11 protein-coding genes are annotated in these 13,894 nt (G+C 56.1%); 5 read left to right on the forward strand and 6 right to left on the reverse strand.

The window, feature by feature from the left end; genetic code table 11:
• Positions 1-127: 127 nt before the first annotated feature.
• Complete coding sequence (locus tag ACZ1HV_RS07400; RefSeq protein ID WP_298958537.1) at positions 128-973, reverse strand: metal-dependent phosphohydrolase; 846 nt, start codon at positions 971-973, stop codon at positions 128-130.
• Positions 974-1,134: 161 nt separating this feature from the next.
• Positions 1,135-2,013, reverse strand: coding sequence for a choline kinase family protein (locus tag ACZ1HV_RS07405; protein WP_298815661.1), 879 nt, complete (start codon positions 2,011-2,013; stop codon positions 1,135-1,137).
• A 172-nt stretch (positions 2,014-2,185) separates the two neighbouring features.
• Here ACZ1HV_RS07405 and ACZ1HV_RS07410 point away from each other — a divergent pair, with 172 nt between their 5' ends.
• On the forward strand, positions 2,186-5,788 hold the full coding sequence (locus tag ACZ1HV_RS07410; RefSeq protein ID WP_472717727.1) for a P-loop NTPase fold protein: 3,603 nt from the start codon (positions 2,186-2,188) through the stop codon (positions 5,786-5,788).
• A gap of 46 nt (positions 5,789-5,834) precedes the next feature.
• Here ACZ1HV_RS07410 and ACZ1HV_RS07415 read toward each other — a convergent pair whose 3' ends face one another.
• Positions 5,835-6,551 carry a class I SAM-dependent methyltransferase gene (locus ACZ1HV_RS07415; RefSeq protein ID WP_472717728.1) on the reverse strand — a complete coding sequence of 239 codons (717 nt, stop codon included), beginning with the start codon at positions 6,549-6,551 and terminating at the stop codon, positions 5,835-5,837.
• A 123-nt stretch (positions 6,552-6,674) separates the two neighbouring features.
• Positions 6,675-8,276, reverse strand: a complete 1,602-nt coding sequence (locus ACZ1HV_RS07420) for a peptide chain release factor 3 (RefSeq protein WP_298983146.1) — start codon at positions 8,274-8,276, stop codon at positions 6,675-6,677.
• A gap of 181 nt (positions 8,277-8,457) precedes the next feature.
• Here ACZ1HV_RS07420 and ACZ1HV_RS07425 point away from each other — a divergent pair, with 181 nt between their 5' ends.
• Positions 8,458-9,012, forward strand: coding sequence for a DUF2585 domain-containing protein (locus ACZ1HV_RS07425; protein ID WP_298815654.1), 555 nt, complete (start codon positions 8,458-8,460; stop codon positions 9,010-9,012).
• 51 nt (positions 9,013-9,063) lie between these two features.
• Here ACZ1HV_RS07425 and ACZ1HV_RS07430 read toward each other — a convergent pair whose 3' ends face one another.
• Entirely contained in the window at positions 9,064-9,738 is a 675-nt protein-coding gene (locus ACZ1HV_RS07430; RefSeq protein WP_152502757.1) for a GntR family transcriptional regulator, read from the reverse strand.
• Positions 9,731-10,771, reverse strand: a complete 1,041-nt coding sequence (locus tag ACZ1HV_RS07435) for a Gfo/Idh/MocA family protein (protein WP_472717729.1) — start codon at positions 10,769-10,771, stop codon at positions 9,731-9,733. The genes ACZ1HV_RS07430 and ACZ1HV_RS07435 overlap by 8 nt, the downstream gene beginning before the upstream one ends.
• A gap of 221 nt (positions 10,772-10,992) precedes the next feature.
• On the opposite strand from ACZ1HV_RS07435, the gene ACZ1HV_RS07440 reads away from it, so the two are divergent.
• From ACZ1HV_RS07440 to ACZ1HV_RS07450, 3 genes are all read left to right on the forward strand, one after another.
• Complete coding sequence (locus ACZ1HV_RS07440) at positions 10,993-12,006, forward strand: TRAP transporter substrate-binding protein (RefSeq protein WP_298958552.1); 1,014 nt, start codon at positions 10,993-10,995, stop codon at positions 12,004-12,006.
• A gap of 68 nt (positions 12,007-12,074) precedes the next feature.
• Entirely contained in the window at positions 12,075-12,602 is a 528-nt protein-coding gene (locus tag ACZ1HV_RS07445; RefSeq protein WP_298958554.1) for a TRAP transporter small permease, read from the forward strand.
• Positions 12,602-13,885: a TRAP transporter large permease gene (locus ACZ1HV_RS07450; RefSeq protein ID WP_298815643.1), complete on the forward strand. Its 1,284-nt coding sequence runs from the start codon at positions 12,602-12,604 to the stop codon at positions 13,883-13,885. Before ACZ1HV_RS07445 ends, ACZ1HV_RS07450 begins: the two co-directional genes overlap by 1 nt.
• Positions 13,886-13,894 lie beyond the last annotated feature (9 nt).

Here is a 13,894-nt window from a genome sequence, read left to right on the forward strand (position 1 = left end):
ATCCGTATTATTACCAATAAAGAAACTTTTAGTTTTTAGCGAAATCAACATCGCTACAACTTGAAATTACGATATCGGTTGAAAGGTGTCTCTTTAAGCCGAGAATGTGGGCTATGAGCAATGCAATTCAGCGCTGCGGCCCCAGGAGCGCGATGTCTCTCTCCGCCAGGAAGAGATTTGAATAGAGGTTTGCAATCCACTGGCGGCCGGACGCCGTGATTTTCAGATACTGAATAGCCTTTTGAATATAAGGCGCGACGCTGTTCCAATAGAATTGAGGATATTTCAGAACCAGATCCGCTGGGGTGTCGTAGCCGAGCTGTTTGTTAAGGCCCGCCTCTTCAAATTCGAAATAGAGGGCATTGGCCTTGCGGATGTAATGCGGATCGCCCAGCTGACCGATGAAATCTGCAGCGCGCACCAAAGTGGCATCTTCACCGAGCGTTTCATTGTCGTCCGGGAACTTGCTTGGAAATCGTGATCCCTCAACCGCATCGGCGATCCGTTGAGGATCGAGCAAACCGGTGCCGGAGATCCGTTCAAAGATATATAGCTGCGACCGGTCAACGTGGTACGGCGTCAGCGCAGCATCAGACGCCCCGCGCGCCAATTGAACCTTTTTCCCTGTGTCGTCGACGACAAAGCCCTCAGCATCGTCGCCCGGCAGAATGCCGCGTACATAGCCGATATCATGCGTCAGGCAGGCAACGATCACATGCGCATAGTCTGTTGGCGCCATGTGGGTGTGCAATGCACGCCCGCGCAAGATGTCATGACCGGCCAAAGTGACCAGCATTGTGTGTTCAATATTGTGGTAGAGCGCATCGCTGTTGCCGATGCATTCCATGGCAATGCGAGCAATGGAGGGCACCAACTCGGCCAGTTCCGGATCTGACTTGCCGAAACGGCGCTGCACGTAAGCGGTCAAAAAATCGCCGAGCGCGTCGGCCGCAAGTCCCGGCACTGTCAACATTGGAGGCGCTTTCCCTGCCTGATAATGTCGAAATCAATTCATGCACTACAGTTTGGCACGTTGCCGAGCTGTTATGTCAAGCAAATGTCGGCGCTTGGGTCATTGTCAGGCGAGACCAGCGCCAACCTTGTCTTGCTTCCACGCGGCCTGCCCGCGTTTTCCTATAGTTCCTCAAACGTCCGAAAGGCCTTCCGATACCGGTTCAGATTTTCCTCGGCATAGGCCGCAAAGTCGAAGTCGATTTCAGAATGATGCTCAGACACCATGGACCACATTGCTTCTCTCATGAGCGCTGCGCATTTCATCGCGTGGTAACGCCTGACAAGCAATCCGTCCGGCGAATGGCCATAGTAGATCTCAAGCGCGAGCGCTTCTTGTTGCGGCAAAAGTGAGTTGTTCGAGGCAAGCCCAGCCAGATCGAACAGAGGTGAGTTAAATCCGGCATAATCCCAGTCAATCAACCAAAGGCGTGTGCCGTCATCAATCAAATTGGCCGCCAGCAGATCATTGTGACTGAAAACCATCTGGATCAGACCTATGGTTTCTTCCAGGTGGCTCGCCTGCCACTGCAATTCCGGCAGCATCGGCACATATTTGCTCCCGTCATCGCGCAAGATCCGGTCATAGTTGCGAAGGATGTGAAACACCCAGAAGGCCATGACCGGCCCTTTCAGGAACCGGGGCACGTCGTGGTGACAGCGGCGCAACAGATCGACCGCGCGCTGCAGCATCATCGGGTCTTGCAGGTCGTCGACCGCAAGCGTGCGCCCGTCGATGAAATCAAGGACGATGGCATTGTCCTGTGCATAGTGAACTGCCGGCGACAAGCCGGCATCGAACGCAGCACGACTGGCGGCTATGTCATTGAAGCGCATGATCTGGTGCACCGGGATATCGCCGCCAATCCGAGCAACGAAGGTGCGCCCGCCGTCGTTCACCTTGTAGCTCGTATTGGTGATCCCGCCGGAAAGGGGTTCCGGGTCTATCGGCCCTGACCAGCAAGGCAGATCGAGGACGATTTCAAACGGCTGTTCAATCAACGCAATCTCCAGTCGATACCAAGCGTATCGAAGGCGTCCCGCGGTGGAAATGATGTGCCGCAAATCCGGCTGGCAAAAGTTGCTTCCTCTGCCCCCCGATTTCGGCGGCCATTCTCGACGGTTGCTCAAAACAGCACCTCCCGTTTAAGCTGATTTATGGGGGAGTGATCACGTGACTGCACGGAAACAGGAATTTGATCTCGCTGAACTTGAAGCCTGGCTTTCAAAACAGCCCCGACACGTTGCGGCGGCTATCGCCCTGCGCTGTTCCCTGCGTGCAGTGCCGCTTCTCCTTTTGCAGCTCGAAAACGACGAGACTGCCGATGCAGCAATCCTGAAAACCTTTCGTCAAAACAACGCTGTGTTTGCCTTTGTCTGCTCCGGTGGCGACGTCGGTCACTCTTCAGGGCTAACCTCTGCCGGTCAGGACACATCAAGTGAAAACCCTGCTGTCCTGAGTGGATACCAGAGCGCAGATTCAGCATTCGCCTCGCCGGAAATAACAAAGGGTTCGATCGATCCCCGGTTCGAAGAAACGGCAGATGACGCGGCCCGGATGCTGGCCATACGTGCCGCATTGAACGCAATCTACATTGATAGCGACTATAATGGTTCGGCATATGAAACAGACGTTGAGCAACTCTACGAGGGGCTCCCTGCCGACGCCCTTGTGCAAAATGCGCTCTGGCCGGATGGACGCATGCCAGATGACGTCCTCAAAATGTGGGAAGAGCTGAAGGCATGGCTCCTGGAAAATGGTCCCAACTGGGACGTCTGGACGCTTTGGTACGAACAACGTCTGGCAGGTCAGGCGCTGCGCGACCTGACGCTTGAGATTGCGCGCATCGCCTTGCCTGAACCGATGTGGGCAGATGGCGCAAGAGCAGTCAATCCTGAAATCGCGAACCTGCAAGAGCTCTACGACAAAGACGGTCCAGAAGCCGTTGAAGCCCGCATGATCGAGCTTCATGGCCGGTCTTCTGCCGAGGGAAGCCACTCAACAAACAATGAGACGCAGGACGAGGCAAAAGCCACGTTCAAGGGGGAAAACGGCAAACAGGGTGCAAGCAATGGAACCGCCGCCCTTCCGCGGGTCTGGATCCTGCAGTTCAACCCGGAGGACTGGACATCTGCCCCGGATGTGATCAACACAGGTGAAACCTTACCCTGGAAGACCGCAAAAGCTCTTCCGGCGGAGATGCAAGCCAATGATCCGGTCATCTATTGGAGAACCCGGTCGAACGGAGGGTTGGTTGGCACGGGCCATGTCACATCGACAGCACAGGATACACAGAGCAGAGATGACGGCCAGCGAACATTCGAGACCGAAGTTCACGAATTCGATCAAACTCGTCTGATTTCCCGGAAATCTGTCATCGAGGCAGCCGGAATAGCCCGCAAGAACTGGCAAGGTGCAGTTCTGGCTTTGCCGGAAAGCCAGGCTCTTAAACTCGACGCATTTCTGCGGACACAAAACCGCCCACCATTGTTCAATGACAGCCAGCTTCAAGCAGTTGCTCAATCCAGCCCAGTGCAATCCGATGCAGAAGGATCAAATTCTCAAACGCAGGCCGGTCAAACAGGCACGGGAACCGGACAAGGAGATGCTCTTGTCGAATCTGAAACAAGTTTCGCACCCGATGACGCTGAAACGGAACGTGACGATCTTGGCAGAGGCATTCTGGCAATTGCACTGGCACGGCGGCTCCACCTGATCTGGTGCCGGCTCAACGATGCCATGTGGCGGGAGGAGAAGGAAGCTGCCGGGTTTCCCCGTCGTCCGGTTTATTCCTCGGCATATTGGACAGGTGAAGGCGCTGAAGAATTGAGCGGCGCCGGCAGTGGTGCGGTCCCGACTGAGCAGGCGGAAGGTTTTTCCGGAGACCGGTCACGCAACAACACGCGCGCGGGATTTGTACTGCACCTGGACGCGCCCTGGGGCGGTGGAAAAACGACGTTTGCCAATTTCCTTGCAAGGGTTCTCAACCCAACCGGCTACCGGCACGGCAAGAACTCGTTTTTATCCAAGAGATACGGCGATGCGGACCTGACCACCATTTTTCTCAGCGACCCGTTGCCGAAGGACGGCTCCACCACCGGGGATGGTCGGGATTGGCCGGACAGCGCGCGCAGACCCTGGATAGTGGTGCCTTTCAACGCGTGGCAGGCACAGCATGTTACACCTCCCTGGTGGGTCTTTTACCAATCCGTTCGCAAGCGTTGCTTTGATTCCGTAATATATGAAGGCTGGAACCCTGAAATCGTCGATGGAGAACCCGCCCGAAAACCGGACTGGTGGCAACGCCAGTATCTGCGTTTGCGGCTCTGGCTGCCGGAAATATTCTGGCGCCTGACAAGCCCGAAAATCGTGGCCTTGATCTCAACCGGGTTTGTCAGTCTGCTGCTTTTCTGGCTGCTCTATGTTTTTGGCATTTTGGAACTCAACACCAATGCCAAAGGTCAGGGCAGTCTTATGTTCAGCGTCGGATCGGACAAGGGTTTCGGCATTGCGGACGGCATTGGCCTCATGCTGACCGCTCTGACGGGATTGAGTTTTCTCTGGGGTATAGGAGCGTGCTTCACAGAGTCCATTCGACCTGGCACCGACACACTTGCCGAGCGCCTTTCCCTTGGCAATGGCGACCCGTTCGAACGGTTCCGGCGGCATTTCTATAAAACAATGAAGCGTCTGAAACGTCCTGTCCTTGTGGTGGTCGACGATCTCGATCGTTGCAGCCCGGAATTCATCGTCGACCTGGTGCGCGGAATGCAGACGCTGTTGCGCAGCCCGCGCGTCGTCTTTGTCATTCTAGGTGACCGTGACTGGATCGAGCGTGCCTTTGAAGTCCATCACAAGGACATGAACAAGGTTAGTGTCGGTCCTGAACAGACTTTCGGTGCGCGTTTTGTTGAAAAGGCGATCCAGATGTCCTTTATCCTGCCCGGCCTTATCCCGGACAGGCAAAAGGACTATGTCCGGCGCCTGCTCCTTGGTTCCAAGGCCAATCTGGACGAAGCGCAGATCAAGACTTTTTCCAGCGAAACAACGCAAAGCCTACGTGTCTTCTTTCAACGCGCCGTTCAACAGCCCACCGCGCCGGTGCTCGACAGTGAAGCCCTCAAGGCACAGGTCCGCAGCGAAGCGGCAACCGCATCGACCGGTTCTGGTTCTGGAGAAGAAACTGACGCTGGAGATACCCCGACCACGGATTTGAAAAGCGCGCTTGAAAACACCGAGGCGTTCGATGAGTGGTTCAAGGACGAATTCACAATCCACGCAGCCTCCGATGAGGATGTTGAGGCAGAAATCTCCCACAGGCTCGAACCTTTGGCTGATCACCTTCCTGCGAACCCGCGCCAGATCAAGCGCATTATCAATGGCGTGACAATGTACAATGCTGTCGCGTTCAGACAACGCGACTGGCCACCTGACGATGAACGCTGGCTGCAGCTTGCCCGCTGGATCGTGATCATGACCGAGTGGCCGAAGACCTGGCGGCTATTGGCCTCTTATCCATCGCTGCCGGACCTGCTCGATGAACAAAACCCCAAACAGGCCTACAAGAAGCTTATGAAAAACAGGCTTTTTGCAGCTGAGCTTCCAGATTCTGAAGATGCAACGCTGGCGGAGATTGAGCGCATCAAGGGCGACGCCAAGTTGCTTGCTCTGATCCAGGGCGATGGCGATAGCGAAGAACTTAACCGCAACGCCATTGTCGATCTCGTCAGTCTGACACCGCTGCACAGCCGTGCCGCCAAGGCGGATGAGAAGTAGAATTGACTAGGCCCCGTCGCCCCTCAGTCCTCTTTCCTCGCGGTCATTACAATGCAGCTTGCGTTGTCAAGATACCAGGACCAATCCGATGCCAGGTCTTGCCGGTCCGCAGGCAGCTTGAGCGGGTGCCAATTGATATCGGTGAGCCCCCCGCCCTTAAGGCATCTTCGTGGTTCTGGCGGCTCCATTGCCAGATCGGCACTGCAAAATCCTTGATGACGAGCGCGAATTCAGGCGGATTGACGATGTCGTAACGGAAGCCTATCCGCCGCTCCATGTCATCTGGTGCATCGGTGAAATCATAGTCCGGGCTAATCGTGTAGGTGACAAACCGACCTCCAGGCTTAAGGTTCCGGCCGATGAACCGGCCCATTGCAGTCAGCTCTTCCACGCTGTTTGCATAGTGAAAGAGATACATGGCCGTGACGATGTCAGCCGGATCGGCCAGTGCGAAACCCGTATCCGATGCGCTGACCTGTTTATAGTCGACTATGTCGGGAAAGGCGTCCGGTTGGCCGGCTTCGTTCTGAGCCTTAGCACGGTCTAACATTTCGCTTGAGACATCCAGCCCCAGCACGTTCGCGGCACCGCCATGGGCGAGAACACGGGTCAGCCTGCCGTCGCCACAGGCTAGATCCAACACCTTCCTGCCTTGAACCTGACCGAGTTCTTCCAGGAACACCGACCATTCCAACAACCGGTACGGGTTGTCGGAAAAAGCCTGTTGCAGATAGGGTGACGGGTTTTTGTCGTAGTCGGCCATGGTGTCCTTGCGCTACACGACTGAGAACATGACAGTATCAACGCTTCATGTTTGAAACAACACTCGTCACCTTGGCGCGATTTGACTTTATCAGCTTGTCAGGGCTGGATTCGAGCCAATCTGTTATTCTTCGTGCACGATTTCCCGTGTCTCACGGAAAGTGACATCCGGGAATTTCTCGGTGACATGGCCGATCTCCCAGGCATTCTTGAAGAGAAACACCGGCTTGTCGTCGCGGTCGTTTGCCACAGACATGCGGTGACCTTCGATGATCTTCTGCAAGGTCTGGCTGTCGGTTTCAATCCAGCGCGCTGTGGAATACGGCACCGCTTCAAAGCCGATTTCTGTCCCGTATTCCGCTTTCAGCCTGTCGACGACGACGTCGAGCTGCAGCGCGCCCACGACGCCGACAATCCAGTTTGAACCAAGGTCCGGCTTGAAGATCTGCACAAGACCTTCTTCTGCAAGGTCCTGTAGGCCCTGGCGCATCTGCTTGACACGCATGGTGTCGGAAAGGCGCACCCGGCGCAGAATTTCAGGGGCGAAGGCGGGCAAACCGGTGACGTGGATGTTCTCGCCCTCAGTCAGGGTGTCGCCGACGCGAAGCTGGCCATGGTTGGGAACGCCGATGACGTCGCCTGGATAGGCAAGATCCGCAATCTCTCGCTCCTCGGCAAAAAAGAAGATTGGAGAGGAGACGGCAATCTGTTTGTTGGCTCGCACATGTTTCAGCTTCATGCCACGCTTGAATGTGCCTGAACACAGCCGCACGAAGGCAATCCGGTCCCGGTGCTTGGGATCCATGTTGGCCTGAACCTTGAAGACGAATCCCGTGACCTTGTCTTCTGCCGGCATGATCGTGCGCCCGCCAGTGGCCGGTTGTGAATGGGGTGCCGGGGCAAATTCGGCGATGAAATCCAGAATTTCCTCAATGCCGTAGTCGCGCAGTGCGGATCCGAAAAAGACGGGGGTCAAATGACCCTCAAGAAAGCTTTCCTGGTCGAATTCGGCATAGCCTTCGGCACCGAGTTCAACGTTTTCCGTCAGCTCTTCCATGATCCGGTCAAAGACAACATCGGTCAGAGCGCCATCATCGAGACCTGAAACCTCCTTCGTTAAAGCAAAAGCGCCACCGCGCTCGCCATCCGAAGTGTGGAATTTCTTGTGTTGCCAGTCATAAACACCAAAGAAATCCGATCCCATGCCCACCGGCCAGGTCTGCGGACTCACGTCCAGTGCGAGTGCTTCCTGCACCTCGTCAAGGATCTCCAGCGCATGGCGGCCTTCACGGTCGATCTTGTTGACGAAAGTGATAATCGGAATGTCGCGCAAGCGGCAAACCTCAAACAGTTTTCGGGTCTGGGTCTCAATGCCTTTCGCGGCATCGATCACCATGATCGCCGCATCAACGGCCGTCAGGGTGCGATAGGTGTCTTCCGAGAAGTCCTCGTGGCCCGGCGTATCGAGCAGGTTATAGACAATTCCCTTACGCTCGAACGTCATGACGGATGACGAAACAGAGATGCCGCGTTCCTGCTCGATCTTCATCCAGTCGGACCGTGCCCTGCGTCTTTCGCCACGCGCCCTCACCTGCCCCGCAGCGCGGATCGCACCACCGGAGAGCAGAAGCTTTTCGGTCAAGGTTGTCTTACCGGCATCCGGGTGGGAAATGATCGCGAACGTGCGTCGATCCTGAAAGGGTGCCTTGCCGTTGAGGCTGGACATAAAGAACTCCTGAATGCCTTCTCCGGCGAGGTTGCGCAAACGCATCGGTTGAAACCGGGGCGCAACTTCAATCAAAGGGGCCGGAAGGATTGATGTTTCGTTGGCGCAAGGTCATAGAGAGAATCCGGCAATATTTCCAGTCTTGATTCATTGTCGACCAAGTTGCACCGGGGAGAAACGCGTGAGCCGAACCAAATGCCTGATCATCGGGATCGCGATGACCGCCGCCACCGCAGCCATTCTTCTGGCTATGGGGCGTATTCCCATTTGCGAATGCGGCTATGTTCTGTTCTGGACACCGGCTGATGATGTTGCAGGGTCGTCTCAGCATATCGCGGACTGGTACACGTTCTCGCATATTATTCACGGCTTTATCTTTTACTGGCTGCTGTGGCTGCTCTTCCGCCGCAACTCGGTTGCCGAGCGGGCGCTTGGTGCGATCCTGATCGAGGCAGCCTGGGAAATCGCAGAGAACAGTCCCTGGATCATCGACCGCTACCGCGAAGCAACCATTGCGGTCGGATATACCGGCGACAGTGTCCTGAATTCCGTATTCGATATTGTTTGGATGCTGGCCGGGTTCTTCTTTGCGGCCCGGATGCCCGTTTGGGTGACCATCCTGACTGCCATCGCTTTCGAGCTGCTGGCGCTTTGGGTCATTCGGGACAACTTGACCCTGAACGTGCTGATGCTTGTCTACCCGGTTGAGGCCATCAAGGTCTGGCAAGGCGGGTAAGCGCTTCGTGACGGCTCCCCCTGCAACAAAAAGGGGAAGATATGCAAGGCTCTAAAGCTGAAACAGCTTGTGTTTCTTCAAAAGCTCGATCAGCACTTCGCGGGCGTGCTGCCGGTGACTTCTGTGGCGTTCACGCGCCTCGTTGGCATAGCCTTTCTTGATCGCGGCATAGACCGCCCGGTGGTCCTCATTGGACTTGACCGGAAGGGGGCGAATATAGAGCGTCATGGCGCGGGCCCGGCGGACCTGGTTCGCCATCATCGACACGATGGATTCCACGCGAGAATTACCGCCCAGCCTGACGAGCTCGTCGTGAAAGGCGTCATCCGCGATCGCCCAGGCTTCGCGATCTTCACGCCCCAGCGCTTCTTCCATGGCTTCGATCGACTGTTTCAGTGCACTGAGATCCTCATCGGAATACCCCTTGTCGGCGGCTTGTTCCGCAGACAGGCTCTCCAGTTCGGTCAGCACAGCATAGATTTCTTCCATGTCTCTCAGCGACAGGGTCGAGATCCTCACGCCCTTGCGGGGCCGTACTTCCAAGAGGCCTTGCTGGGCAAGCATGAGCGTTGCTTCGCGCACCGGTGTTCGGGACATGCCAAGGCGATCCGCCAACTCGCTTTCCAAATGATCGGAGCCGGCTGCAAGTTCACCGTCGAAAATCAGCTGACGGATTTTTTCCATCGCCTGGGTGGTGATTGTTTTTGGTTTTGGCGCCTCAAGCATGGGCAAACTCCCGGATTTTCGTCCCCAGGCGATTGGATTCATAAATCGCCTGTTCGATCGCGATCACCTTCAAATACGCGCGCGCCTCGTTTTCAAGCGGCATTCCGTCCAAAAGACCGTCGACAACATGGTCTATCAGATTCTTCACGCAATCGCCGCCAAAGCCGTTCCAGGTCTGAGCAGCCAGGAGAACGCTTGGCTTTACATTGCCAAAATGGCGCAACCTGACGGCTCCATCCCCCGACAAGGTCAACGTTCCCCCGGTGCCCTCGATCAGGGCTTCCCCGAGTGTGGTCCGGCAGTTTTCGGCAGCGTGATCCAAAAGACGGTTGCCATCAAAGAGTGCGCGAACGCCATCGGCATAGTCGAAGACGAAATAGCCTGCATCTTCTCCCTTGATTGCCGGGTTGAGACGACGCAAATCCGCGTAAACGGCCTCGGGCTCGCCGAGCAGATACCGGAAGGTGTCGACCCAGTGCACGCCGGTTTCATGAATGAGCAGTTTCGGCATTTCCTGGAAATAGGGTTGACGGTCGAGGTACGCGCGCGGCCCCTGCCCGTCACCTGTTCTCAGCCGGAACGTGACCTGTAGAACGTCACCGATCAGACGATCGTTCAGTGCCTGATGGATGGTTCTATACCAGGGTTGAAAGCGGAAGTTTTCGTGGACAACGACCGTGACGCCGGCAGCCTCGGCCAGTACGGTCGCCTCTTTCGCTTCTTCCAGAGAGGTGCAAAACGGTTTTTGACAGATTATCGCCTTCACACCCTTTGAGATTGCCAGCGTGATGGCCTCAAAATGTGTCGGTGGCGGCGTGATGATATCAAGCAGGTCCGGTTTGGCCATCTTGAGCATGTGCTCCAGATCGCCAAAGGCGGTCAGACCGGTGGCCTTGGCTTTTTCCCGGTCCCGGTCGCAGGACCCGACCAGACGGACGCGCGGGTTCCGACGCCAGGCATCATAATGAAATTGAGCAAAGTAGCCTGCGCCAAGGCAGGCAACACGCAATGCTTCACCACCGTTTTTCGTCAATTGCTTCCTCCCACCGGCTAACGCCCGATGTCCCAAGGTGCCGTCTTCTGGCGGCCACGTCGATCAGAGCCGGCATTCGCTGGCCAAACAGGCTCAGTGCATTCGTCGTTGGATTTTTGATAGTCGACATTTCCCAAGTTGACAAGGGATTGATTTACGTATACGCAATCGAATGTGTAAATCGATACGGCCTTCTGGAGCGGCCGTGGGAGGAGACCAAAATGCTTGATAAGAAGAGTTTGAGCCGTCTGTTGCTGAGCGCGGCAATCCTTGCTGCCGGTATGGGTGGCGCACATGCTGTGGAAACCCTGCGTTTCAGCCACACCGATAATCCGGGCGGTTCCCGCCAGGCGGCGGCAGAACTGTTCGCTGAAAAGGTTGCTGAATATACGGACGGCCGTTACGAAGTTCAGATCTTCCCGTCAGGGCAGCTCGCCAACGATCCGAAGGCGATCGAGCTGCTGCAGCTGGGCGGCCTGGACTTTACCGTGTCCGCGACAGGTTCCTATGCGACGCATATGCCGACCCTGAACCTGACGGCCATGCCGTTTCTGGTCGACACTTATGAACAGGGTTGGGAACTTTATGACAATTCCGAGTGGCTGCAGGGTGAGTTCTCAAAGCTTCCGGAAAAGGGTTTCCGTGTCCTGAGCACTTGGGAAGCCGGCTTCCGAAGCTTCACGACCAATGAACCGCTGGCGTCTCCGACCGATGCGGAATCCATGAAGATGCGCGTCTTTCCGAACGACATGATCCGCTGGTCGATGGAAGCCATCGGATTCCAGACAGTGGTCATGCCGATCACGGATGTTTACCTCTCCATTCAGCAGGGCATCGTCAACGGCCAGGAAAACCCGGTCGACACGATAAAATCGCTCCGCTTCTATGAGGTCGCGCCGAACATCACGCTGACGCGTCACGTCTATAGCCCGCTGCCTTTGACAATTGCGGAAAAGACCTGGCAGTCCTTCTCTGACGAAGACAAGGAAGCTGTGTTGAAAGCTGCAGCTGAATCCGCAACTTTCAGCCGCAACCTCGTCAAGAGCTCCGTTGAGAGCCAGCTTGCTGAAATGACCGAAGAAGGTGCAACGGTCAGCGTTCCGGAAATCGGACCGTTCCGTGATGCCGTCCAGTCGGTCTATTCAAAAGCCAAGGACGTTTACGGCGACGAAGCAGTCGACAAGATCCTGGCCGACGCGGCTGCGATCCGCGAAGCACTCCCAGCCCAGAACTGATCAAGTACTTCGGGCAACAACTAGCCGGGACTTATAAAGTCCCGGCCCTTTCCTAAAAGAGAAGAGCCTTGGATTACCGAGAGCATTATCCGGCTGTGCTGCGCTGGCTCAGCCATATGGTCGATATTTGCCTGGCGCTTGGCGGATTTGCGATCGTCACACTGGTGTTCTGCAACGCTTCCCTTCGTGGATTTGCCGGCTTCGACCTGGCGTGGTCACTGGAAGTCACCAGCTTTCTGTTGCTGTGGAGCACCTTCTTCGGCTGTGCCGCGGCCATTGCGCGCGGCGCGCATATGCGTGTTACCGAAATTGTCGAAAAACTGGTTCCCAGACCCGGTCAACGCGCCCTTTCGATCGCGATAGATGCCATTATCGCAATTCTGCTGATCAGCCTGATCTATACGGGTTACAACATCTCCGTTCATACCTGGGCGCAGAAGACCACCGTGCTCTATTGGCCGGTTGGACTGCTGTACGCATCCATGCCTGCCGGCATGGCCGTGACGCTGATCTTCCATCTATTCAACATGGTGTTCGATATCAGAAACCCGGTCGTGCCCCATGCATCTCACTCTGACGGCGGGGAGGCCCTTTAATGATCCTGCTCTTTGTTGTGGCGGTTTTCTTGACCTCCGTCTTCATCGGCATTCCGCTTGTTTGGGCAATTCTGCTCACCGCCGTTCTGCCCATCATCGTCTTTGATCTCGGATATCCGCTTCAGGCGTTGTATCTTAATTTCATTGGCGGCGTGGAACCGAACCACTTCCTTGCCATTCCACTTTTCATTGTGGCTGGCGAAATGATGAGCCGTGGCGGTGTCGGCCTGCGCATCATCGGCTTTGCACGTGCGGCCTTCGGCTTCATGGCGGGCGGGCTCGGCATGGTTGTCGTTGGCGCTTCCATGATATTCGGCGGAATTTCCGGATCGGCAATTGCAGATTCTGCCGCCATCGGCTCGGTGATGATCAAGAACATGTCCCGCGAGGGATACAACACTGCGTTTGCAGCAGGCCTCGTTGCAGCAGCTGGAACCATCGGCATCATCATTCCGCCGTCCATTCCCATGCTCATCTATGGCTTTGTCGGCAACGTTTCCGTTGCGGATCTGTTCCTTGGCGGCATGATCCCCGGCGTATTGTTCGGCGCACTCTTCATGGCGGTTTGCTACTACGTGGGCAAAACAACCAATTGCGATCCGGGCGGGCGAACAACAACGCTGAAGGAGCTGACATCGTCCTTCATCGGCACGGCCCCGGCGCTCTTTATGCCAATCCTGATCCTTGGCGGCATCTTCACCGGCTGGGTCACGCCGACCGAGGCTGCCGCGCTGGCCGTTGTGTATGGCCTCTTCGTGACGACAGTTGTCTATCGCGACTTCAAGATCAAGGATCTGCCGCGCCTGCTGGTCGATTCCTTCGTCACCAGCTCAGTGGTGATGGTGGTGATCGGCGCAACCACCGTGCTCGGCTGGTTGATAACCCTGGAACAGATGCCCCAGATCCTGGTTGCCTTCGTTCAGGAGTTTTCCTCCGGCCCATGGATGTTCCTGTTGCTGGTCAACATCGTGCTGCTCATTCTGGGCCTGGTGCTAGACCCGGTTCCCGCCATCCTGCTGACCGCACCCTTGTTTCTGCCAACGGCCAAGGCCTTCGGCGTCGACCCGGTGCATCTTGGCGTGATCATGACCTGTAACGTTGCCGTGGGCCTGTTCACACCACCGGTGGGCGCGACGCTCTATGTTGCCTCGCGGATCTCGGGTGTGGGTGTGCTCTCGATTGCCAGAAAAATGGCACATCTTTACATCGCGGCAATCATCGCGCTCCTTGCAGTCACCTACATTCCCGCCGTTTCAATGACTATGGTGCATCTGTTCCGGTGATGAGGAGTT

The sequence above is a fragment of the Roseibium sp. JB4-4 genome (assembly GCF_055693425.1).